Genomic DNA, 24244 nt, shown 5'->3' with positions numbered 1-24244 from the left:
GCGGTTGGAACGCTGCTATGCTTAGCCGTTATAAAACTGTCAGGCGACTGGGGAGCCAAGAAATCGTCATCAAGAAGTCCCGCTTTATCGGCTATGCCAAGCCGGTAACGTCCGAAGCGGAAGCGACCGCCTTCATCGAAGAAATGAAGAAGCAGCACTGGAATGCCACCCACAACTGTTCGGCTTATATGATCGGTGAACGCGATGAGATCCAGAAGCAGTCGGATGACGGCGAGCCGAGCGGCACAGCAGGCAAGCCGATCCTGGAGGTTATCAAGAACCGCGGCGTCAAAAATGTCGTCATCGTCGTCACCCGCTACTTTGGCGGCATTATGCTAGGGGCGGGAGGGCTGATCCGGGCTTATACCGACGGTGCCGTCGCCGGACTGGAAGCTGCCGAGGAAATCGTACAGGTGCTGCACCGGGAGGTTCGGGTCGAAGTCGATTACACTTGGCACGGCAAGCTGGAGAATGCTTTTCACCAGCGCGAGCTCCGGCTCGGCGGTACCGAATTCACGGACAAGGTGACGATCACCTGTCTGCCGGAGGCCGGGGAAGCCGAGGCGTTCGTGGCGTGGATCACCGATCTGACGCAGGGACAGGCGGCGATCACCCTCGGCGACGAGATCTACTGTACGGAAGGCGAATAGTTCGAGTCAGGTCGAATCTACTGCCCCGAAACCACTTCGTGATCAAAAGTCGCTTTTCAGCACCGAACTCACTCCGTGATCAAAAGCGACTGGGCATGTTTTGGCCCGTACACGCATAGGGTTCCTATAGAGAAGGATGCGTAGCTGTGTCCTTTCATACCTGACGGATACAGGGAGGAATCGCTATGGTAGCCAGGCGGTTTGCAGCGATTGCGGGACTCGTCTTCGGATTCATGGGAATCTTCGGTTTGTTCGCTGACCAATTGTTCGGTCTGCTTCATCTGCACACGTCGCATATCGTGCTGTACCTGTTGGCTGGACTGCTTGGTCTGCTGGCGGCCTCCGAGGAAGGGTACGCATGCCGCTATGCGCAAGTGCTCGGAACGGTAACCATTGTGCTCAGTGTGCTCGGCGTATTTACAGGAAATGTGTTTGGGCTCATGACGCTTGGTATTGCCGATCACATCCTCCATTTCATTACAGGAGCGATCGGGCTCTACATCGGCTTTGTGCTGGTGGAAGCGCGCGCGCCGGTACGCTCGCGGCGTACAGTGTAGGGGAATGACGGGACGCCATGACATCATACAACGCTTGCTTGAAGCCCGAAGTCGCGGGCGCTCAAGCAAGCGTTGTTTTTTAGAATAATAGAACGGCGGGGCGGGAGACAGCTAACGCTCGTCCATCAGAAGCGATATAATCAGTGTAGAATGGCAGTTTTCAGGAGGACACTTACTTATGTCGAAGTACGATCCACACCATTCCTGCGTCATGTACGCGAATTATATGACGCACACCAAGCCCCACGCCGCAAGGTATAACGATGGATTGAAATTTTATTTGTTCCGCCTTCAGGCGGAAGGCACATGCCGCGCACTGGTTGCGGGGAAATATGAGACCATCATTCCTGGCGATCTGCTCATCTATCCTCCCGATCAGCCTTACGAGCTCAGCATCCAACCCCGAAGCACACCGGGGGCTATCGAGCCTGTCGGTGACTACTTCCTGATGGGCAACGGGGCATGGCTGGATTCGTGGTGGCACACAAATGGCTTACCCTCCAAAACAAACATCGGGTTTGACGACACCGTGATTACCTTATGGAAGCATATAATCAACGAAAAGAAAAACGCGATGCAAAACCAAGAAGTAATTTTGGACTATCTGTTCCGGGCCTTTTGTTTGACTTTGGAACAAGTCATCCAGACCCGTCGGCGTGCCAAAGGCGCTGATATTGCCCTCAAGCTGAAGCAATACATCGATAACCATGCCCATGAACCGCTTCGTCTGGATGACATCTCGGCCTCGGTCGGCTTAAGTGTGTCCCGCTGCTCTTATCTGTTCAAAGCCGCTTTTGGCCGGTCGTTATATGCTTACTGTATCGACGTCAGGCTAAAGCTCGCCGAGCAGCAGATGCTCTACAGCAGTCTTACGCTGGAGCAGATTGCCGAAAAGACGGGATTTCAGAGCTATCCGCATTTTTGCCGCATGTTCCGGGAGCGCTTTGGATATGCGCCAGGCGAATATCGGCACACATTCGGCATAGGGCTCAGCGATGTGTAATACAGGGATCAAGCCTCGGAGTACAGCATCTGCTGTGCTTGCACAAGCTCCGCATGCAGGCTCTTATAATCGACATGCTGCACGATGCCGTCCCCATCCAGCGCCAGGACGGCCGCGGTCGCAGCGGATTGGCCCAGTATCATAAATACGGGCTCCATCCGGATGGAGCCGTAGGCGGCATGAGTGGCAGAGACGCATACCGGAACAAGCAGGTTGGTACACTCCTGTTCTTTTGGCATGATTGCCCGATAACTGATCGGATAAGGCGCGGCCAATCGTTCGTAAAAACCGCCCTCCGAGCTGACATGGCCGTCTGCATTGACATAGTATTGCGTATGGTGCGAGTCCATGGCATAGGAGCCCATGCCAACGGAATCCGCCACCTTGTCCTTCCGTCTGACCACATGCTCCGTTACCACATAATCCCCGAGCATCCTGCGGGATTCCCGGATGTACAACTGAGGCGTCCAATGGCCGGTATCGACAAATTCATCCCGGGGCAGGCCCCACGGCTTGTACACAGCCCGGATCTCTGCCGGGACGCGCGGATGGTTCTGGATCGTCCACACATACCCCTGCTGATAGACACGATGGGCATGCCAGATTTGTTCTCTTGCAGCATAATCCGCCTCGGGATAACTGTGGTTCATCCCGTTGTAATCCGTCGATATGCCGCTGTTGTTATTGGAGTCCGTCTTATCCGGCGTAACCCGGTTGAGCTTGAAAAATTTCGAGGATTGTCCCTGCTCGATGGCCCGGAACAAAATCTCATAATCGGCCTCGTCATACCCTTCCGGCTTCTCGATCTCCAAGCGGTTGTCGGGATTGTTCGTCAAACACATGCGAAAGTTATACGCCTGTACCTTCGTATCTCCATCACCCGCACGTCCGCCGGCGTCCGGGTTGACGCGCCGCAGCAAGCCGCTTTCGGGCACCCCTTTAACCACATAAGGATCGATTCCGCTGGGCAGCTCATTGCCCGTGTGAATGCCGTTCAAGGTTTCCCCGTATTGGGCATTCGACTCGCGGCCGACAACATAGGATACGCCAGCTTTGGCCATCAGATCGCCTTCATAGGTAGCATCAATAAACATCCGGCCGTTGTAGACTTTGCCTGATTCCATACGCACGGCGATAATTTCTGTTCCTTGTTTGGTTACCCCGTCCTTTAAGTCCAGCCTCTCGCCATAAACCACTTCGATCCCGCTTTCCTGCACCCACTCCAGCAAAACCTCAAGGGCGATTTTGGGTTCAAAAAGCCAACATGCCCCGTCTTGGCCGTATTTCCTGGCTACTCTGCGGTAAAATTCCAGGGACAGGCCGCCGATCGCTTCCTTCATGCCCACATCCGTATCTCCCAGTCCGCCGCTGGTCAAGCCGCCGATCCGTCTCCCTTGCTCGATAACCACCACGCTTTTGCCCATGAGCTTCGCTTGAAGGGCTGCGACGATGCCTGCAGCGGTCCCTCCATAAATAACGATAACATACGATTCTTCCTGATTCATATTCCGCCTCCTTATACCTTCATTCAGTTTCACACGCTATTATAAACCGCTTGCGGGCGCGGAGAGAATGATGGATCTTCCTTTTTGAGTTGATGGATCTTACTGTTTCTAGCAGGCTGCAGCAGAACAGTGGAAATGTATCCCTGGACAGTGGACTTGCCCCACTCCTTTCCTTTGGGTCTGCACTTATAATTCAACTTGTCAAGGCATGTTGTCATGGAAGGGGGCTGAATCGTCCAACAAGGAGTCTGGCTTTAACGGTAAAAATGATAGCGCCTTCACAGATTGCAACTGGGCACCCGGATGGGCGAACGGAGCTGCGCTGCCTGATAGACGGGTGGGCAGTAAAATCAGATTGAGGAGGTAGTTATGCTTACCATGACAAAAAAAGCCTTTCATCTGTTGGTGGCACTCGTCGTTATCCTTGCTGCATTTGTGCCGTATACGGCTCATGCGATCGAGAGTGCGGGGAGCTACACGATTTCTTCGGTGGATGTGGTGGACGAGGTAGAGGAGACAGATGAAGATCAGGCAGACGAGGTGGAAGCAGGAGATGAAGAGGACGTTATAGATGGAGTCGATGAAACGGGTGAAGTGGATATTGAGGAGGCCGATTCTTCCGTACAAATCGCAGCGGCTCCGGCCACCATTCAAAATTATCCAAAACCGTCGATTTATCCTTCCTCCAGCGTGTTTTCGCTAAAAGCGGATAACCAAACGGTGCCGGTCCTCAGTTACAAGCCGGACTATGATTATGCTCATTTTTCGTTTGGCGGCACGGTCACGCTTGAAGTGACGGCTAGCGAGCCGATTACTTCTTACTCCATCAGTCCATTAGCCAAAAAAATCCATGGCACGGTAAACGGCAACAAGCTGACGTTTTCGCTTTCTTCCTCTACCTATGTCATCGTAGAAATCAATGGCGCGCGAAAACGGCTCGTCATCGCCGCAGACCCGCTGGAGACGAATATTCCCCCATCCAGCGGAACCGGGATCTACAATGTTACCCAGTCACCGTATAATGCGGACAAGACGGGAGCCGCGATGGCGACAACCGCGATTCAGCGGGCCATTGACGACGCCAACCAAGCTGGCGGAGGTGTCGTATACATTCCAGCAGGGGTCTACAAAAGCGGCAACCTCACCTTGAAGAGCAACGTGACCTTCTACCTGGCCGGCGGCGCAGTTGTTGTCGGTACCGGCAAAGGGGAAGATTACCGTATTGATTTTCGCAAGGATTCACGAAATGCGGATGGCACGTATTTTATCCGGACCGCCGTGAACTCCAATAATATCACTGTACGAGGCCGAGGCACCATTGACGGCCAAGGCATCGCGATGCGTGAGCGGAGGATGCCGGCACCGAATAAAAATGAAGGGCTGCTCAATAATCTGCTGGTTCCGATCGCCACCTCCAATTTTAATTTTGATGGTCTGATCCTGCGGGATGCGGGCTTCTGGTCCTTTATGGTGGTGCGCTCTGATCATGTCACAATCAAGAATCTCAAGGGATTTCAGGATCTGCACAAAATCGAAAATGACGTCATTGATATTAATGAAAGCCAGAACGTGCTTGTCCAGCATTCGATCGCCATCTCGGATGATGACACCTACTCGACGAAAACATGGCTGCAGACTGGGATGTCCAAAGACTGGCCCGGTCAGCTGGAGCATCTGGAGAACGTCGTCTTCGACGATGCTTTGGCGTGGACAAGATGTGCGGCTTTCAAGATTGGCATGGGGGTCGCCCAGCCGCAGATCGGGGTGACGATCCGCAATTCGTATGTCTATCAAAGCGCACGGGCCTTGCTCGTTGATCACGGGTATACCCAGAATACACTGCCGCAGGAAGGGTATGCGCATAACATTACGTTTGAGAATATTGATATCGAACGCGTCGAGATCAATCAGTTCGGCAATTACTGGCTTGGCATCTCGACCAGCACCTCCGGCGATGTCAGCAATGTCGTCGTCAAAAATATCAACATCCGCCAGCTGGGAGGCCAGCAATCCCGGCTGTCCGGCAATGTCACCCGGGGCGGCAAGGTCAGGGACGTCACCTTCTCGGATATCTACGTGAAAGGCAAACTCGCAACGACCTTGAACGACTTGAAAATTAATGTCGTCAATGCCAACGTCGAGGGCATCCGCTTTGCCAATTCCAAGCCGCGGCTGTTCAGCGACAACTTCGAAGACGGCGATATGGCAGGATGGACGTCGGTTTCAGGCAATTGGACCGTCCCGGCAGCCGGGGCGAACTACGTGCTGTCAAGCGGCAGTCAGACCAATACCTCGTTGATTACCGCAGGCAGCGGCGGCTCCTGGACAGATTATGCGTATGAAGCCGGAGTGAGAGTGCCCTATGTGAATGCCAATGCCGGCCTGGTCTTCAGGGTTATGGACGCGGGCAATTATTATCTGTATCGCATCAACGCAGCCAACCAGATGCTGGAGCTGTATAAGTCCATCCAGGGGCAGCTGACACTGGCAGCGAGCACGCCATTTGCAGCCCAGGAGAAGCAGTGGTATCAACTCAAGGTGATCGTCCAGGGGAATACGATTGCCGGTTACGTAGACGGACAATTAAAGATGCAGTGGGCCAACCCGGCCACAGAGTTAACTTCCGGGGGCATCGGATTCCGGACCACTTCGGCTGGCGTTCATTTCGATGATGCCGTGGTATCGCCTATTAATCTTGCACCGATCAACATTATCCTGTCCCATAACACAGTAGCCGAAAATACGACGGCAGGGGGCATGGTCGGAACCTTCACCACTATCGACCCCGACGCGGGAGAGACGTTCTCGTATCAGCTGGTGGCCGGAGCCGGAAGCAGCGACAACAACAGCTTCACGATCTCCGAGAATCGCTTATACCTCGCAGTTACACCGGATTACGAGACCAAGAACAGCTATAGCATCCGGGTGAGGAGCATGGATTCGGGCGGACTGTATTATGACAAGCAGTTTACAATCCAAGTAATGGATGTAAGCGAGCCGCCCCCGCCATCGAATCATACGGTTACCGCATTCAGCGCCAACTTTGAAAATGGGACGATGACAGGATGGACGCCTGCATCCGGCTCCTGGAGCGTGAAGACCGACGGTACCCAAGTGTTGGCGCAGACGGCTACAGCCACTGCGTTCATATCCGCAGGCAGTACATGGACGGATTATACGTATCAAGCGGATGTGAAAATGCCGATCGTCAATGCCAATGCAGGTATCCTTTTCCGAGTCCAGGATGCCAACAATTATTATATGTATCGGTTAAATGGCACATCGCAACGGCTGGAGCTGTTCAAATCGGTCAATGGGGTCTTAACGCTTGTATCAAGCACGCCTGTTACGGCCCAGGCTAATCAGTGGGTTGAGCTGAGGGCATATGTGAAGGGCAATACGATAAAAGCTTATGTCAACGGGACCTTGCAGACGGAATGGACTAATCCTGTAACGGAATTGACGACCGGCAAGATTGGCTTCCGGACGACCTCGGCGAACGTTTCATTTGATAACGCTGTGGTACGGACCCCTGTTTAGTATCAGTACACGAATGTAAAAAGAGGCTGTCCCGAAGCCGTCATCCGGCTCTACGGGACAGCCTTTGGCTTATTTCCGGCATGAAGCTTGTGCTCCTTGCGATAGCGTTCCGGCGTCATGCTCGTGTGCTCCTTGAACACGCGGCTGAAATGCGAAGGGTGCTTGAAGCCGACCTCATAACCGACTGCAGTAATACTTTTGCCGCACTCGATTAATTCAAGCTTGGCCTGATAGATGCGACGATGCATTAGATGCTGGAAAATGGTCATTCCCGTCACTTCTTTAAACGTTTTGGCCAGATAATATTTGCTTAGATGCAGTTCGTTTTGGAGTGCCTCAAGCGTCATCTCATTCCTGAATACGGCTTCTACATAAGTTATAATTTCTTGGACGTGTTGTTCCTTTGATGTCGGCAAAGATGATAGGGTATGTAGCGGCTGTTTGCACAGATCATAAATGAGAATGAGCAGGTCCAGCAGTCGCGCCTGAAACCGCTGATGAGCATGAGGCGTATGCTGCCGGTACAGCTCTTCAAGCTTTTGCAGCGCGGCTTCTACCTCAGCTTTGTCTTCGTTTCTTAGCTGCAGCCGGACATTGTGAAGCTTCTCGAATGGCATAAGCAAATCCGGGGCGTAGGCAGGCTGAATATATTGCTTGAAGAAATAGGGATCGAAGTGCAGCGTGGTACGCACGTAAGCATCGTTATTGATGACATGCGCTTTGTGCAAGGTCATGCCGTGCATCAGCAGCATATCGCCTGGCTCCAAGATATGAATGCGGTCGTTAATCAGATAATTGACCTTGCCCCCGCGAAAATAATAGATTTCATAATGGAAATGGGTGTGATATTGCGTCCGGTTGTTATAGCTGGTCGATGTATGAATGGTAAAGGGGGGCGTGATTCGTCGTTTGATAGGCAATGGGATTCCTCCTATAAGGTCTTTCATCGTTCACCAATCAGAGTCAAATGAATGAGAAATTACGTTAATTCCAAAGAAGTTCGCTTCCTCCAGCCGTGGTACGATATGCCTAAAGACGAGAAGGAGCTAACCGAACATGGAAGTGGTGCGTTTAGGCGTCATTGGACTAGGCAACATGGGTAAAGGACATATCCGTTATATCGTAAAAGGTGAGATTCCCGGCTTGAAGCTGACGGCAGTCAGCGACATCGCGGAATCCGGGCGGCAATGGGCACTGGATCACGCTGGCGAAGGGGTCAGCATCTACAGCGATCCTTATGACATGTTGGACTCCGGAAAGATCGACGGCGTATTGATTACAACGCCGCATTATTCCCACCCGGAACTGGCCATTGCTTGCTTCCAGCGCGGCTTGCATGTCCTGGTTGAGAAGCCTGCCGGCGTCTATACGAAGCAAGTTCGCGAGATGAATGAAGCTTTTGCCAAAACCGACCTCAAATTCAGTATGATGTACAATCAACGTACAAACCCGCTATACCGTAAGCTGAAAGAGATGGTGGACAGCGGAGAACTCGGCGAGATCCGGCGGACCAACTGGATTATTACAACCTGGTACCGCTCCCAAAGCTACTATGATTCCGGCACATGGCGAGCGACCTGGGAAGGCGAAGGCGGCGGCGTGCTGCTCAATCAGGATCCGCATCAGCTCGATTTGTGGCAATGGATGATCAGCATGATGCCGAGGCGCGTTCGCGCGTTCTGTTCTTTCGGCAAATATCGCGACATTGAAGTGGAAGACGATGTCACGGCCTATGTAGAATATGAAAATGGGGCGAGCGGCGTATTCGTTACAACAACGGGAGAGACGCCGGGTACCAACAGACTCGAAATCATCGGCGACCGCGGCAAGGTTGTCATTGAAGACGACAAGCTGACGTTTTGGCGCTTGCGCGTATCCGAAACGGAATTCAATGCAACTTATAAGGGGGGCTTCGGTCAGCCGGAATGCTGGAAGTGCGAGGTTCCGGTCGTTGGCGAAAATACGAATCATCAAGGCATTATGCGCAATTGGACAAACGCAATCCTGCATGGCGAGGAGCTGATCGCTCCGGGCGAGGAAGGCATCAAAGGGCTGATGCTAGCCAACGCGATGCTGCTGTCTACCTGGACCGACAATTGGGTGAACCTTCCCATTGATGAAGAACTGTATGTTGCAAAGTTGCAGGAAAGGGTCGAAAACTCCCGTTATCGAAAAGAAAAGTAACATTGCTATATGGATGTCAGGGCCACCTCTAGAAACCTCTAGGGTGGCCCTCTTCCATACAGCTGACGTTTAGATTAATCCCGATTGCTGCAAAAGCCTGGTTACCATGACAGCGACCTCTGCACGGGTCAAGTTCCCCTTAGGTGCCAATACGTTGCCGTCACGTCCCTGGATGATCCCGGCCTGCAAGCCCGATGACATACTGTCCAAAGCAAAGTCGGCAATCTCGCCAGCATCCGCGAACTTCGACTGCAGCTGTCCTGCTGCATCCCCGGTCAGTTCCACGCTCAAGCCGGTTAATTGCATCGCTCTTGCGATCATCGTCATCGCCTGCTCACGGGTAATGTGTTCAGCCGGCCTGAAGGCACCGTCTTCGAATCCGTTAATCATCCCGTACTTATGGGCAGTCGCAACGACATCATAATACCAGTTATCTGTGGTTACATCATGAAAACGGTTATCTCCGGCCCCCGGTTGCACAAGTCCGAGTCCCCTGATCATAATCGCGGCGAACTCTGCGCGGGTAATATTCCGTCCAGGCTCGAACTTGCCTTCTCCGCTGCCATCAATGACAAGTCGGGAGCCTAAGTCGTTGATCGCTTCCTTTGCCCAATGGGTATCAATGTCCGCAAAGGTCCTGGAACCGGAAACCACAGCGTAGACGCTATTGGTCAAGCTTGCGATGCCGGCATGAGGCTTACCGTCAATTCGTATTGCTTTTGTGGGCACATGAGAGAAGGAGCCGTCAGCATGGAGGACAACGCCGGTCATGATCTTGCCCGAATCGATTTCTTCGGAAAGTGCAATGGTTCTTTGCACATAACCGTCGAATGCAGTAATCTCCGTATCGTTACTGGTGCTGCTGCTGGCGACGATCTTGAACGCTATCGGCTGTGCAACAACCTGGTAGCCTTGCCGCTCCGCAGTGTCCTGCACCTGTTTGACTGTATCCGGCGCAGGCGTTGCTATCGTAATCTGGACCTTGATGTCCTGCAAGGCTGTCTGTCTTCCCAGTTGCTGTAACAAGGCATCCATATTGATGTGCGCCGTGGACAGCGTATAAGTTGCCTTGTCCGTATTGATCTGCAGCAATAGCCCCTTTGCTGCCATGTCCTTCACCATCTGTCCCGTCCATTCTACGACGATCTTGTCCGAGAGAGCCTCAACGGGAATGGTGATCGTGGCTCCATTGCTTTCCTGGGCGATCTTCTGCTCCAAGCGGGCGGGATCGATGGCAATGGTGGTGACGCTATAGCCGTCCTCCTCGGTTGTGGTCTCCCTGCCGAGGCCGGTTTGCGGCGTATCTCCGTCATCATTATCCGTCGGCGGCGCCGGCGGGTTTCCTCCGCCGCCATGGTCCACTGGCGGCTGCCATGTCGTTCCGCCGCCGCCCTCGGTTCTGGCGTTGACCGTCAAGGCGACCGTCTTCGGATCGGTTGTCATGTCCATCCAGTCGGTGCCGTTCCAGCTCTGCTTCTGGAACGTCACTTCGATGAGGTATTGCCCTGCCGTGGAAGTCGTATAGCTGGACGAGTAGACCTGCTCGCTCAGCGTAAACACCCCGTATTTTTCAGACTCCGTGGAGCTCCACTCCACGGGATAATAACGCTCCTCGCCAGGCAGGGTGCCGACTTCATCCTGTCTGTCGCCTGCTGCCGTGATCATAACCGTATCCCCAGCCGTTACGCTGCTGTGGTCGAGGGTGACGGTGTTGTTCGACGCATCCGCTTTGGCGGGGACCTCCGATTGCGTCTGCTTTAGACCGGTCACGAGAATATTGCGGAAGGCCGCATCGACGGATGTTGTTCTTAAGCCGATCGTGCCGGATGTCAGCTCGGTTGCAGGATTGGTCCATTCCAATTGTAATTCTCCATCTACATAACCCTTAATCGTATTCCCGTATACCATCACTTGCAAGGTGTACCATTGCTTCGTCACAGGCGAGAAGGCCGTGCTGGATACCATGGTCATGGCTCCCTCGACGGATTTGAATAATTCCAGCCTTCTGTTCGATGCGTTGATCCGGAACATGTAGAAATTGCTGTTGTCTTGTACTCTGAAGACAATGCCTGCATTGGAATTGGAGATCGGAACTCGGACATCGGCTTCATATGCATAATCCGTCCATGCCTCACTTGCGGTCAGAAGCGCCGATGTATTCGACCGTTGTACCAATACCCTCGCGTCATCTTCCGTTACTACTCGCCAGGTGCCTCCGCTCGGGGTCCAGCCTTCGGTACCCTCGTTTTCAAAGTACTCGCTGAACAACACATTGTCCGGATCGGGTTCGACGGGAACTTCATTGGCCTCCATGATCTGGATCTGGAAGACCTTCTCAACATAAAGGCCGCCTGCATCGGTGCTCCTCACCCGGATGCTGTAGCTGTCTTTGGTTTCGTAATTTAATAGGGTACGCAGGATCAGCGTATCGCCAAGCACGGCAATGGAAAAGCTTCTGTTGTCTGTGTCGCCTTCCCCTGACACAAGCGTATAAGCGAAGGCATCCTGTTCATCAGGGTCTGCTGTGGTGAAGACGCCCACAACGCTGCCCTCCGTCGTATTTTCCGCGATGAGGTTATTGGAAAGCGTAATATCGGTCGGCGCCCGATTGATTGCGGAAACGACAACATCGTCAAACTTCACATGTGCCGACGTGGTTCGGAATCCGACGCCTCCAGTTGTTAGTTCTTCGTCAGGATTCGTCCAGCTTGTCATGGGCTGGCCGTCCACATAAGCCTCGATCGTATTTCCTTGCACAACAACTTTTATCGCATACCACTGCTTGCCAGGCGTAAAGGCGGTGTCGGCTTCCTGTATACGAGTCAAGGTTCCGCCTATGGCTTTAAACAGCTCCAGCCTGTTGGCGGCTGCATTGATGCGATACATGTAGTAGTTGTCTGCATCCGTCACTCGGAAGATCAGGCCTGCGTTTTCTTGGCCATTTGCCAGGTGAGGATGCACTCTAGCCTCAAAGGCGTAATCCCTCCAGGACGCGCCATCCTTGGCGATCAGGAGCGAGTTGCTGGTTCGATTGCCGCTGGACAGCACGTTTCCGTTATCGTCCTGAATGGTCCAACGATCCTCGGGCCGGAGTACCCAGTTATCCAGCGTTCCGGCTTCAAAATCATCGCTGAAGATGGGTGGAACCGTGTTGGCGAACACAACGCCGTTCACATTCTCATTTCTGATGGATGCTTTCAGGTCGCTCAAGCTTTGTGCAAGCACACCCTTCACATAGACATCCGTGAACGTTAAGCCGTTGATCATACCGCCCCGTGTCGGATTCCCTTGAATCTGGGAGGTTCCACCCGTCTGGCGAACATTGATATTTTTGAACAGGACATTGCTTACATCTCCTGATGTGCTGGTCGACACCCTGAACCAGTAATTGCCGAATTGGTTAATGCCGACCCGTTCAATATCAATGTTCTCAAACGTAACATTTTGGGCGTAGCCTTCCTCCGGGAGCGGATTGCTTGTAAAAGCATGGTCGACAAGCAGCGCCCTGGCACTTTGATACACATACGAATTCCGGATGGTTACGTCGATTTGGGGCGTGCATATGCCCATACCGAGCTTGAAAGCTGCGGTACGGGTCCAGGCGAGGCAGTCGTCAAAGACGACATTTTCCAAATGCTCGATTGCGCCTGGCCAGTCCTTGGACATGCCCATCTGCGGCCAGGTTTTGGTGGAATAGGTGTCATCGTCCGAGATGGCAATGGCATGCTTGACCAGCACGTTCTGACTTTCATTAATATCGATGCCGTCGTTCTCAAGCACGCGCAAATCCTGAAACACCTTATAGTTGGTAATCGTTACGTTGTCGGAACGAACCACCATGAATGCCCAGAACCCGCCGTCTCTCAAGATCAGCCCGTCAAATGTGAAGTTGCTGGTTGCAATCGGTACCAGCAAGTTGTTGATAAAGCCTTCCCCTTGCTTATGCGTGGAAGGGGCATGGGTCATCTTGCGATTTCGCATCTCCAGCCCTTTGCCGTCAATCGTTCCGCGTCCCCGCATGGTGATATTCTCGGAGTCTACTTCCGTTTGGATAAAGTAGGTTCCATCCCTTGAAAGCGAATCCTTACGGAAGTCGTTCCGGTAATCCTCACCTCTGCCCGTACCGACAATGACAGCGCCTCCGGCCAGGTAGAAGTCGACGTTGCTTTTCAGGGTAAGATTGCTCGAGGTGTAGACACCGGCTGGAATCAACACCGTACCTCCGCCGGCTTGATGAGCATCGTCGATGGCCTGCTGAATCGCAGCTGATGTGATGGTTGCTCCTGTGTTGTCAGCATTGTACGGCTCGGCAGTTACATCGTAAACGCCGGGATCCGAGCGATCTGGAATATCCGTTTCAAGCGGATCAGCTGCAATGACGAGTCTTTTCCTTATCTTTGCCGGGTCGCTTTCATCCACCCTTTCATTGGGGTCCTCATTAATATCAACGATGACGTAGGTCGAAGTGGAAAGTGTAAATGTCAGCTTGTTTCCATCGACCGTTCCCTCAATATTTTTGGCCAGCGGGCTGATGGAATAGGAGGTGATCGGTTCGTTTGCAGTGATCTCTATGGTGACCGTTCCAGCGAAAGAAAATTGAGCGTAGTCATATTCAGGCTTGTATTGAATGACAGGAACCGCCTCATGATCCGCTCTTAAGGAGTAGATGCTTGATGGGGTATAAATAGAGGGCATCGGGTAGTTCTGAATAATCGCCGCCTCATCCATCGACTCAAGCAATGATGCATAATTATCCTCATCAGCAGTATCCGTTGAAGCTACATAGTCGTATTCATAAATCTCATCTGCACTGGCGGATTGCGGCATTAACCCTGTGAGCATGACCGCAATTACTAATAGAAGACTCATAACTTTTCGCATAACCATACATCCCTCCGCAAAATCAATAATCTTTCTTGAGCACAACATCCAGTCCCGTTCCTGCAAGCGTTATCAATAATGTGGAACGTTTCGTCCCCCCCTTGCCCCCTCTCAGGAAGTTATTCGTTTATTATAATTCTTGTCCATAAAGAGAGGAGTGGGGTGATTTCACTCTCAAGGGACAAAATTGCATGGTGCGTCATTCGCAGAGGAGCGAACCGTTAAAATGTATCCCTAAAGAGTGAGCGTGCCGCACTCTTTTTTACCTCATCGTAGATTATAATAGAACGAATACTCTTTTCGTGTTGCTCGTGGTCATACGGTAAGCTGTTCCGCAGGGACAGCTTCGTTTTTGCATTGTCGAAGCAGCAGCTGAGGTGTCATAATCAAAAGAAAAGCGAATATTGGAAGGTGTGGTCAGCTTGGAATACCTCAGCAGGCAATCCCTGCGCAACAAACTCAAAATTGCATTTCTGGCCGTCATCGTCATCTCTGTCCTGATGACCGGAGGGTTGTCCTACTCGATCTCAGCTGCCATTCTGGAGAAAAATGCGCTGGAGCTCACGCAGGATACGGTAGCAAGGTCTGCACAGATTGTGGATGAGAAGCTGAACAAGCTGATGCTGATTATGATGACCTTCATGATCAGTCAGCCGTTCTACGACATGCTGAGGGATGTGGTCTCCCGGGATGCGAGCAGGTATTACACGCATTTAAGCGATCTTGATAACGTTTTCTCGCAGGCCAGAATTGCAGAGCCGCTCATTCATTCGATCTACGTATCTACGCCGATTGGCGAGTTTTATCCTTCGTCTATGAACCGCAACCGGGCCCATGCATTCGAAGATACCTTTTTGTACGCGCGTATCGAGCAAGAGAACAGAAACCAGTGGGTAGAGGGGCATGAGGATATGCTGTTCTCCGGCAACGAAAGAGTGATCTCGCTGATCCTGCAGCCGATCTTTGACACCCCGGTTAGCGGTGTATATATCATTGTGAATATCCGTGAAGAAGGGTTCCGCAAGCTGGTGCAGGGAAACGCAGGGGAAGATGCAACGAGTTTTTTGCTTAATTCTGCAGGTGAGACGGTCTATCCTGCCAGAGAGCCGCTAGTCCGCCAGGCGGTAGACGCAGGGCAATTGGGCCGGCAGGTGAACCGGCCGGAGGGCAGTCAACCCTTCGTCCTGGAAGGCGAGACCTACCTGCTGAATTATGCCCGTCTGGACATCGCGGATTGGACCATGACGACCATCAGGCCCCGCTCCGTTGTGTTGAAGGATCTGGCGTATGTCAAATGGCTGATTGTCGCCGTAGCTGCCGTGGTCTTTACGGTTACAATGTTAATCTCAGGCGCCTTTGCGCGTTATTTGCTTAAACCGCTGCAAGGGCTGCTTAAGGTCATGAAACGGGTTGAAACCAACGATCTGACCGCCCGTTTTGAAAGCAGAAGCGGCGATGAATTGGGGCAGGTGGGTAATCGCTTTAACCGGATGCTGGAGCAAATCGTCCGATTGATCGATGAGGTGACAGAGGCGCAGACGCACAAGCGAACGGCCGAGATCAAGGCGTTATCGGCGCAGATGGATCCCCACTTTTTATATAACACGCTGAATACGATCTACTGGAAGCTGAAGCTGAAGCAGATCGGGCCTTCGCAGCAGATGGTCCTCTCACTCTCCCGTCTGTTTCAGCTCGGACTGAACAACGGCCGGGAAACGACGACCTTGGCCAAGGAGCTGGAACATGTGCGTCAATATCTGGAGCTTCAATTAAGCTGCTATGAAGGATTGTTCACGTATGAGATTCAAGTGCGCCAGCCCGAGTTGAGCGAGCTGTGGCTTCCGCGTATCCTGTTGCAGCCGCTGACGGAGAACAGCATCTTGCACGGGTTCCGGGATATGAAGAGCGGCGGGCGAATCAAGATCGAAATTGACGGCGACGGGGAGCGCTGGACGCTTGCCGTGCATGATAACGGTCACGGCATGGATGTAGAGCAGGTGGAGGCGATGTTGTTGTCGGAATCGAAGAAGGGCTATGCGGTATCCAATCTCATCCGGCGGCTTCAGCTTTATTATGGCAGTGAGGCTGAGTTCCGCGTGGACAGCAAGCTGGCGCGGGGAACGGTCATTACGATTTCTTTGCCTGTGAAAGGGGAGTATGCGCATGAGTCAGCCTGAGGCGATCAGTCTCTGTATTATCGACGACATCAGAAGCGTTGTGGATGGACTGACTGCCATGAACTGGGAAGATGAGGGCATCCGGGTGGTGGGGTCATCGAGCAACGGGGAAGAGGGTTTGGACTTGATAACCCGGCTGCTGCCGGATCTGGTCATCACGGACATTCGAATGCCCAAGATGGATGGATTACATATGCTGCGCGCCGTTCTGCAAGAGCACCGCAGCTGCAAAGTCATCTTGATCAGCGGCTATGCAGACTTTGAATACGCCCAGCAGGCGGTACAACTGGGCGCTTTTGATTTTGTGGTCAAGCCGTTTTCGGAAGAGGAGCTGATGGCGGCGGTGCTGCGGGCCAAAGCCGAAGTTCTGGACGAGCGAACCAGACTTGTGGACAGGAGGAAGATGGAGACCAAGCTGCGGGAGAGCATGCCGGCGCTGCGCCAGGAATATTGTACTCAACTGGTCAGTCACCGCACGACATGGGAGGAGGCCGAGGAACGCTGGGCGTTCCTGGAGATCGGTCTGCAGCCGCAAGACTTCGTCGTGATGCTCATCGACATCGACCGTTTTCGGGAGCAGGCGTCCGAGCAGTCCGTCCGGGAGATGGAGCTGACCCGGTTCTCGCTGCTCAATATTGTCCAGGAGACCCTTGCTGCTCATGCGCCAAGCGTGGTGTTCCGCGCGCTCCATGACCAGTACCTGGCGATCATCAACGACACCGGATCCTCCCGCCCCATCGAGATCGCTGAGGAGTGCTGCCGCAATATCGAACGCTATACCAAGTTCACGGTCTCCATCGGAGTCGGCGGCAGCGTGGCCGAGCTCAGCGAGCTGCCGGATTCTTACCGCCAGGCCCAGCGTGCGCTCTCTCATCATCTGTTTACCGAAGGCAATGCAGCTATCCGGTATGAGGATGTATATCCGGTGGCCAGCCAGGAACCGTTGGCGCTGGAGTACAAGGACGAGCTGCTCATGGCGCTTCGATCGGGGAATTCCGACCGCGCTGCCTCTATGCTGTCCGCCATCGCAGTGGAGGTGCAGAAGCTGGTCTCCCGTCAAAGCCCGGAATATCTTCTCAGCCTTTACGAGGAATTGGCCGCTTCCGCGATTCGGACCTTTTACGAGATCGTTCCTTATCCGGATATCCAGCCGCTGATCCAGCGATTCAGGGAAGCGCAGCGGACGGCGGGACTGCCGCTTGCGGCCTTGCAGCGTCATCTGCTCGCCTTGTGTACGGAGGGAGCCGAGCTGGTGCGCCGTAGCAGCTTGTCCGAAGGCCAAAAGGTGGTCTACAAAGCAATGGACTATATGAAGCATCGCTTGGCTGAGGATATGACGGTAGGCGAGTGCGCGGCCCATGTGCACCTGAGCGCCAGCTACTTCTCCAGCTTGTTCAAGCAGGTGACAGGCATGACAGTCACGCAGCATGTGACCGCGGCACGCATCCACAAAGCCAAGCTGCTGCTGGTGGAGGGAGCGCAGGTGCAGGAGGTGGCCACGGCTGTCGGATACGAAGAGCGCAGATATTTCAGCGAGATGTTCAAGAAGATCACCGGTCAGACGCCCTCCGAGTTCAGAGCAAGCTATCACGGAGATCGTCCGGAGACATAAGCGCCAGGAAACCATGGAATTCTATCCCTGGAGAGTGAAGTTGCCGCACTCCTTTTCGGAGTTCGAGCTACTATAATAAAAACGAGCTCACAATACAATCGATAATCAAAGGGGTAGAGGGTATGCGGAAAACATGGGCAGGACTGGGCTTGAGCCTGATCCTGGCTGTCGGTCTGGCAGGCTGCAGCAGCGGCAGTGACAACAATAACGGCAATAACGGAGCGGCAGGCAACGGCGGTGCGACGAACGGAAAGCCGGGGACAGAAACGCAGGCGCCCCCGGCGGAGACAGGCAAGCCTATCCAGCTGAAGTACTGGACCGATGATCGTCACGATCAGGAGTACATTAAGGAAATGGTCAACACGTTCAATGAGACGAATGAAGACAATATTCAGGTCGAGCTAACAGTGATGTCCGAGAATTACGCACAAAGCGTCGACATCGCTTTCTCCAGTAAGCAGGCGCCGGATGTACTGCGTCTGAAGACGAACATTGTGGGCGAGTTTGTCAAGAAAGGGTATCTCGCGCCGATTGACGAGTACTTGACGGATGAGATAAAAGCGAAATTTGGCAGTCTGCAGATTGATCATGTCAACCGTTTCGACGGCCAAGTCTATTCGCTGGCCAATACCGGCCTCACCTTGCGACTGGTCTACAATAAGGACCTGTTTGAGCAAGCGGGGATCGGGCAGCCGCCGACCTCGCTGCAAGAGATGGTGGACGCTGCGAGGCAGATTACCGAATTCGGTAAATCCGAAGGCATCTACGGGTTCGCTTTGAACTTCAAATCTCCGAAGTCGGCCTTTGATCGCTCCATTCGGGAGATTCTTTCGCTCAGCGGGCATCAGGGACTAGGGTTTGATCTGAAAACCGGACAATTCGATTTTACGCCGTATTCGCAGGTCATTGAGTATTTCAAGCAAATGCATGAAGACGGCAGTGTGATGCCGGGTGCGGAAGCGCTTGATATCGACCCGCTGCGCGCACAGTTCGCCGCAGGTAAAATCGGCATGTACCTCTCCTTCTCCACAGAGCCGGGCGTCTACCAGGATCAATTCCCGACGGAGATTAACTGGGGCGGGGCCTTGGCACCAACGATTGACGGCGAAATCAAAGGGACATCCGAGATCGTCTCAGCCGGAACCTGGCTCGGCATCAGCGAGCTATCGGCCAACAAAGAAGCGGCCTGGAAGTTCATGGAGTTTATGTACAGCGACGATGTCCTGACAACCTATCATGAAAAAGGTTTCGGCATCGCTATCGTGCCGAGTATTGTGGAGCAGGCCCAAGATCCGGAGATTAACGGGATGGAGGGTTTCCTTGTAGGGGAACATGACTCGCTCTGGCCTGTCGCGCCAATTGTTACGCCGGAGGGCGCGGGATATGCCGACGCATTCTACAAATATATCCTGGCCGGCGGAGATCTGCAGGCCATTACAGAGGATCTGAATACGAGATATAACGATGCGCTGGCCAATGCTGTGGAGAAAGGCGAGGCAACGGTGACGCCAAACCCTGACTTTAATCCAGCAAAACCGCAGGGAGAATAACAGGCGAGGATGGGGCTGCCGCGCAACTTGGCGGATGGCCCTTTTTCTTTCCCCGGGAGGAACGAAGATGAGCTTGAAGTGGAAACGTTTGGGGGAGAATAGCCTGTTTTTGGCACCGAGCATCATTTTGACAGCCGTTCTGGGCATCTACCCCTTATTATGGATGCTGCGTTTTATGTTCTATGACTATGCCGGATACGGCGAGCCGTTGTTCATTGGCCTGGACAATTTTCGGCGGCTGATGCGCGATGCGCTCTTCTGGGAATCGGTTGGCAATACCTTCATCTATGCCGGTGGCAAGCTGGCGCTGACGCTGCCTGTGTCCATGCTGCTGGCGGTTATCCTGAACGGCAAGCTGAGGGGCAGCAACCTGCTGCGCGGGATTTATTTTATGCCGACGATCATCAGTACTGCGGTAATCTCCGTTGTATTCTACACGATTTTCAATTCGTACAACGGCATGGTGAACACTGTATTAATGAAGCTGCACCTGATCTCGGAACCGATCGAATGGCTCGGGCCAAAGCTTGCGATGCTGACCGTCATTCTTGTGGCGGTATGGGGCGCAGTCGGCAACTATATGCTGCTGTTCCTGGCCGGACTGCAGGGTATTCCAAAGGATCTATACGAGAGTGCTTCCATAGACGGGGCCAATGCAGGAAGGCGGTTCTGGAGCATTACGCTGCCAATGCTGGCTCCGGTGGCCCAATTGGTCATTATGCTGGCGATTATCGCATCTCTGAAAGGGTATGAGAGCATCATGCTGATCACGGAAGGCGGGCCGATCGGCCGAACCGAGGTCATGTATCTGTATCTGTACAAATTGTTGTTCCCTGTATCTACGGGTTCTGCTGTAGTACAACAGTTTGGCTACGGCAGCGCTGTAGGTTTTGCCACGGCCATCATTGTAGGAGGGATTACCGGCTTGTACTTCTTGCTAAGCCGCAAAATGAACAAAGTCTATTAAAGGATGTTCAAAAAGTACGCTGCTCATCACGAAGTGTTGCAGGAGGTTTTGAAGATGAATGATCAGGTATTATCCCCGGAGCCAGACAGGCCGCGCAAGCCTGCCGCCCGTCCGCTGCCCAGCCGTGCAGGCCGAGTGGTGAGCCTCACGATCATGTGGCTATTTTTAGTGGTGACGGCGCTATTGACTATCTTTCCTTTATTGATGACCTTATCCGGCTCGCTTAAGACGGGTGCCGAGATGATGACCGGCGGTACCTTACTGCCGACCGAGCTGCAATTCGTGAACTATGCGGAAGCCTGGAGGCAGGCCAATTTTGCCCGGTACACCTGGAACAGCACGTTTGTCAGCGTGATGGTAACCGCAGGCACATTGCTGGTTGCGGCCATGGCCGCTTATGTGGTGGACCGTCGCCAGTTTCCCGGCAAATCCCTGTTTGTGACGACGCAAGCGTCGATGATGTTTATTTCCGTCGGGGCCATCGTGCTGCGCCCGCAATTTGATCTGATGGTTGCGCTGAACCTGAATACGACACTGTGGGGCGTCATCCTGATTCTGATTAGCAGTCATTCCTCCACCTTCTTCATGCTGCTGGGCTTCTTCAAGGCGATTCCCCGCGAGCTGGATGAGTCGGCGATGGTGGATGGCTCCGGGTTCATCCGGACGTTCTTCCGGATTGTGCTGCCGCTCCTGGCGCCGGGACTGGGCGTGACCGGACTGTTCGCCTTCCGCGGCGCCTGGAACGAATACATCCTGCCGCTGGTATTCACGATGACGAACCCGGAGCTGCAGACGCTCACCGTCGGTCTGGCGAATCTCCGTTTCGGCTCCTCCGCAGCGATGCAGATCCATCTGATGATGGCCGGAGCCTGTCTGTCGATTTTGCCGATGCTGCTGGTGTATGTGGTGGCTAACAAGTCGTTTATCCAGGTGACGGCCGGTTCGGTGAAAGGGTAAAGTTCAGGTTGCTATTCGAACAGGACTCAGTGCTTGACATGGAACTGTGGCGCACCGCTACGAGAAAAAGGGGGCTTTCGATCGCTGTTGTCCCCAGAATTTTTGATGAGTTAACCTCCTTAGGGGTTAAATTCCGGGGACAAAGGCGAACGCTTCGCTTCTCCAGCCGCCCTTTTTCTCTCCGCTCAAGAGACCACGGGTTGTCCAACACTGATTTCTTAAGGTCTTTCAACACCCTGAACTTTGAAGAAATAGGAATTGGGAGAGTGATTTACGTGACAAATGATACAGTCGGAGCTTTGAGTTCCAGTCTGGTTGTGACCCGGCATGCGGCCAATCCGGTGCTGGCGCCGGGGGATGTGCCTTATGGTCCGGCGATGGTGTTCAATGCCGGCGTCGCCAAGTTCCAGGGCAAGTATGTGATGGTGTTCCGCAATGATTATGGCGATGAGAAGAAAGGAATCGTCGCTCCTCATCATACGACTAATCTCGGCCTGGCCTTCAGCAATGACGGCATATCGTGGGAGGTACAGCCGGAACCGTGCTGGTCCTGGCATGATGAAGAGGTTATCCGCGTCTATGATCCGCGTCTTACCGTGATTGGCGAGCGGTGCTACTTGTGCTTTGCCGTCGATACCAAGCACGGGCTGCGCGGCGGCATTGCTGTCACCGAGGATTTCCGTTCCTTCGAGGTCCTGAGCCTGTCGCTCCCGGACAACCGTAACATGGTCTTGTTCCCGGAGCTAATCGGAGGCAAGTATGTCCGGCTGGAGCGACCGATGCCTGTCTACAGCCGAGGCGGGGCAGACCGTTTCGACATGTGGATGAGCGACTCGCCCGATCTCAAGTATTGGGGCAACGCCAAGCTGCTGCTGGCCGTTGAAGACGTAGCCTATGCCAATGATAAGGTAGGCCCGGGCGCTCCGCCCGTCAAAACGGACAAGGGCTGGCTGACCTTGTTCCATGCGGTTGACATCGACCCTGGCCGGGGCAAGAACGGCTGGGAGGACAGCTGGAAGAAACGTTATACCGCAGGCATCATGCTGCTGGATCTGGCCGATCCCAGCCGGATCATCGGCAAAGCGGCGGCACCGCTGCTCGCACCGGAGGCTGCTTATGAGACGGATGGAGGCTTCCGCAATGATGTGATCTTCCCGGGCGGCATGATCCTGGAGGACTCCGGGGAAGTCAAAATCTACTACGGTGCTGCCGACACGGTAGAATGCTTGGCTACTGCGGATGTGGATGACTTGCTGCGTCTATGTCTGGAAGGCGGGAAGCTACTATGAACGGACAAATCACGCTGCCGTCCGTCAGTATCCCGGCTGCCGCTGAAGTGGATGTGCTGGTCATCGGCGGCGGGGCTGCCGGGATCGCTGCGGCCATCGCCGCTGCCAACGGGGGAGCGCGCACGATGCTGGTGGAGCAGCGTGGCTTTCTGGGCGGCATGGGAACTGTAGCGCTCGTTCCGGCCTTCTGCCCGTTCACCGACAAGCAGAAGCCGATCATCCGCGGGCTCGGTCTGGAACTGATGGAACGGATGAAGCAAGCATGCAATCTGGACTACCGCACTGCTTACCGGGAGATGCTCGATTGGGTGCCGATCGATCCCGAGGTACTGAAACGGGTCTATGACGATGCTATACTGGAGAGCGGCATTACGCCGTTGTATCATACCTTTGTCTACGATGTTGTACTGTCTGAGGATAGCCGGAAGGTCACAGGTGTTGTGGTTGTCAATAAAACGGGACGATCCTTCATACCCTGCCGGTATATCATCGATTGCTCCGGAGACGGGGATGTTGCTGCGCTCGCGGGCGTTCGCTTTCAAAAGGGAGGCGAAGCAGGCGAGCTGCAGCCCGGCAGCATGTGTTATCTGCTCGCCAACGTCGACCGGCCGGCATTCAACCGGTATCTGGAGGAAAGCGGAGATACGGGGCAGCTGCACAAGACGGTGGAGCGGGCCATCACGGAAGGCGCGCTGCCTGAGGGCCGCAAGTCGATCTCCGGCTTGGCTTGGGTGAGCGATTACCTGGTGGGCGTTAACTTCGGACACGTGTTCGGCGTGGACGGTACCCGTGCCGAAGATTTGACACGGGGAGCGATTGAAGGGCGCCGCACAGCTGAGCGCCAGCTGCAGTTCTTCCGCAGCTACGTGCCGGGCTTCGAGCATGCGCATATGGTGGCGAGCGGGGAGCAGCTTGGGATCAGGGAGACTCGGCGGATTGAAGGAGACTATACGTTGACTGTGGACGACTTCCTGTCGGCGCGTTCCTTTCCGGACGATATTGCCCGCAACGCTTACTATATTGATATTCATCTGGCTCACAGCAAGGGCGAGATGACGATTAACCATCTACCGCCGGGCGTATCCCACGGCGTCCCTTACCGGATCATGCCTGTAGGGATTGACAACCTGTGGGTAGCCGGACGCTGCGTATCCTCGGATCGAGCGGTACAGGGCTCGCTGCGGGTAATGCCCAACTGCTTCTCTATGGGCCAGGCCTCGGGAACGGCGGCCGCCTTGGCGTTGCGTGACGGTAGCGGCTCCCGCGACATCTCCGTCGCTGAGCTTCAGCAGCGGCTGTTGGAGCAGGATGTGTGGCTGGGAGAGGATTACTTGCCTGCCGAACAGCGACAGGAAGATGCAGCGCTGTGAAG

15 protein-coding genes are annotated in these 24244 nt (G+C 53.9%); 12 read left to right on the top strand and 3 right to left on the bottom strand.

The features are described from left to right. The first annotated feature begins 17 nt into the window (after positions 1-17). From ABC336_RS06075 to ABC336_RS06065, 3 genes are all read left to right on the top strand, one after another. A complete protein-coding gene (locus ABC336_RS06075) occupies positions 18-650 on the top strand; it encodes a YigZ family protein (protein WP_413237822.1) in 633 nt (210 codons plus the stop codon). Between the two features lie 185 nt (positions 651-835). After that, the gene (locus ABC336_RS06070; protein ID WP_413237821.1) at positions 836-1207 is read left to right on the top strand and encodes a DUF4383 domain-containing protein; all 372 of its coding nucleotides are present in this window, start codon (positions 836-838) and stop codon (positions 1205-1207) included. Positions 1208-1385: 178 nt separating this feature from the next. Further along, positions 1386-2210 carry a helix-turn-helix domain-containing protein gene (locus ABC336_RS06065; RefSeq protein WP_413237820.1) on the top strand — a complete coding sequence of 275 codons (825 nt, stop codon included), beginning with the start codon at positions 1386-1388 and terminating at the stop codon, positions 2208-2210. Between the two features lie 8 nt (positions 2211-2218). Here the strand turns inward: ABC336_RS06065 and ABC336_RS06060 are convergent, their stop codons facing one another. Continuing rightward, entirely contained in the window at positions 2219-3715 is a 1497-nt protein-coding gene (locus ABC336_RS06060) for an FAD-dependent oxidoreductase (RefSeq protein ID WP_413237819.1), read from the bottom strand. A gap of 369 nt (positions 3716-4084) precedes the next feature. Here ABC336_RS06060 and ABC336_RS06055 point away from each other — a divergent pair, with 369 nt between their 5' ends. Next, complete coding sequence (locus tag ABC336_RS06055) at positions 4085-7255, top strand: 3-keto-alpha-glucoside-1,2-lyase-like domain-containing protein (protein ID WP_413237818.1); 3171 nt, start codon at positions 4085-4087, stop codon at positions 7253-7255. A 50-nt stretch (positions 7256-7305) separates the two neighbouring features. On the opposite strand, the gene ABC336_RS06050 is transcribed toward ABC336_RS06055, so the two are convergent. Further along, positions 7306-8175 carry a helix-turn-helix transcriptional regulator gene (locus ABC336_RS06050; protein ID WP_413237817.1) on the bottom strand — a complete coding sequence of 290 codons (870 nt, stop codon included), beginning with the start codon at positions 8173-8175 and terminating at the stop codon, positions 7306-7308. Between the two features lie 136 nt (positions 8176-8311). Here ABC336_RS06050 and ABC336_RS06045 point away from each other — a divergent pair, with 136 nt between their 5' ends. Beyond that, the gene (locus ABC336_RS06045; RefSeq protein ID WP_413237816.1) at positions 8312-9439 is read left to right on the top strand and encodes a Gfo/Idh/MocA family protein; all 1128 of its coding nucleotides are present in this window, start codon (positions 8312-8314) and stop codon (positions 9437-9439) included. 69 nt (positions 9440-9508) lie between these two features. Here ABC336_RS06045 and ABC336_RS06040 read toward each other — a convergent pair whose 3' ends face one another. Next, positions 9509-14320, bottom strand: a complete 4812-nt coding sequence (locus ABC336_RS06040; RefSeq protein WP_413237815.1) for a 3-keto-alpha-glucoside-1,2-lyase-like domain-containing protein — start codon at positions 14318-14320, stop codon at positions 9509-9511. Between the two features lie 422 nt (positions 14321-14742). Here ABC336_RS06040 and ABC336_RS06035 point away from each other — a divergent pair, with 422 nt between their 5' ends. The 7 genes from ABC336_RS06035 to ABC336_RS06005 all read left to right on the top strand — a co-directional run bounded on the left by ABC336_RS06035 (position 14743) and on the right by ABC336_RS06005 (position 24242). Next, positions 14743-16497: a cache domain-containing sensor histidine kinase gene (locus ABC336_RS06035; RefSeq protein ID WP_413237814.1), complete on the top strand. Its 1755-nt coding sequence runs from the start codon at positions 14743-14745 to the stop codon at positions 16495-16497. Then, positions 16484-18109 (top strand): response regulator, encoded by a 1626-nt coding sequence (locus ABC336_RS06030; protein WP_413237813.1) that lies wholly within the window; start codon positions 16484-16486, stop codon positions 18107-18109. The genes ABC336_RS06035 and ABC336_RS06030 overlap by 14 nt, the downstream gene beginning before the upstream one ends. 122 nt (positions 18110-18231) lie before the next feature. Then, positions 18232-19659: an ABC transporter substrate-binding protein gene (locus tag ABC336_RS06025; protein WP_413237812.1), complete on the top strand. Its 1428-nt coding sequence runs from the start codon at positions 18232-18234 to the stop codon at positions 19657-19659. Between the two features lie 67 nt (positions 19660-19726). Further along, the gene (locus ABC336_RS06020; protein ID WP_413237811.1) at positions 19727-20626 is read left to right on the top strand and encodes a carbohydrate ABC transporter permease; all 900 of its coding nucleotides are present in this window, start codon (positions 19727-19729) and stop codon (positions 20624-20626) included. 54 nt (positions 20627-20680) lie between these two features. Further along, positions 20681-21583 carry a carbohydrate ABC transporter permease gene (locus ABC336_RS06015; RefSeq protein WP_413237810.1) on the top strand — a complete coding sequence of 301 codons (903 nt, stop codon included), beginning with the start codon at positions 20681-20683 and terminating at the stop codon, positions 21581-21583. 275 nt (positions 21584-21858) lie between these two features. Further along, positions 21859-22872, top strand: coding sequence for a glycoside hydrolase family 130 protein (locus ABC336_RS06010; RefSeq protein ID WP_413237809.1), 1014 nt, complete (start codon positions 21859-21861; stop codon positions 22870-22872). After that, positions 22869-24242 carry an FAD-dependent oxidoreductase gene (locus tag ABC336_RS06005; RefSeq protein WP_413237808.1) on the top strand — a complete coding sequence of 458 codons (1374 nt, stop codon included), beginning with the start codon at positions 22869-22871 and terminating at the stop codon, positions 24240-24242. Before ABC336_RS06010 ends, ABC336_RS06005 begins: the two co-directional genes overlap by 4 nt. The last annotated feature ends 2 nt before the right edge of the window (positions 24243-24244 follow it).

This window comes from Paenibacillus jepli, assembly GCF_047238105.1.
Taxonomy (GTDB): domain Bacteria; phylum Bacillota; class Bacilli; order Paenibacillales; family Paenibacillaceae; genus Paenibacillus_D.
This window is presented reverse-complemented; position numbering and strand designations above follow the sequence as displayed.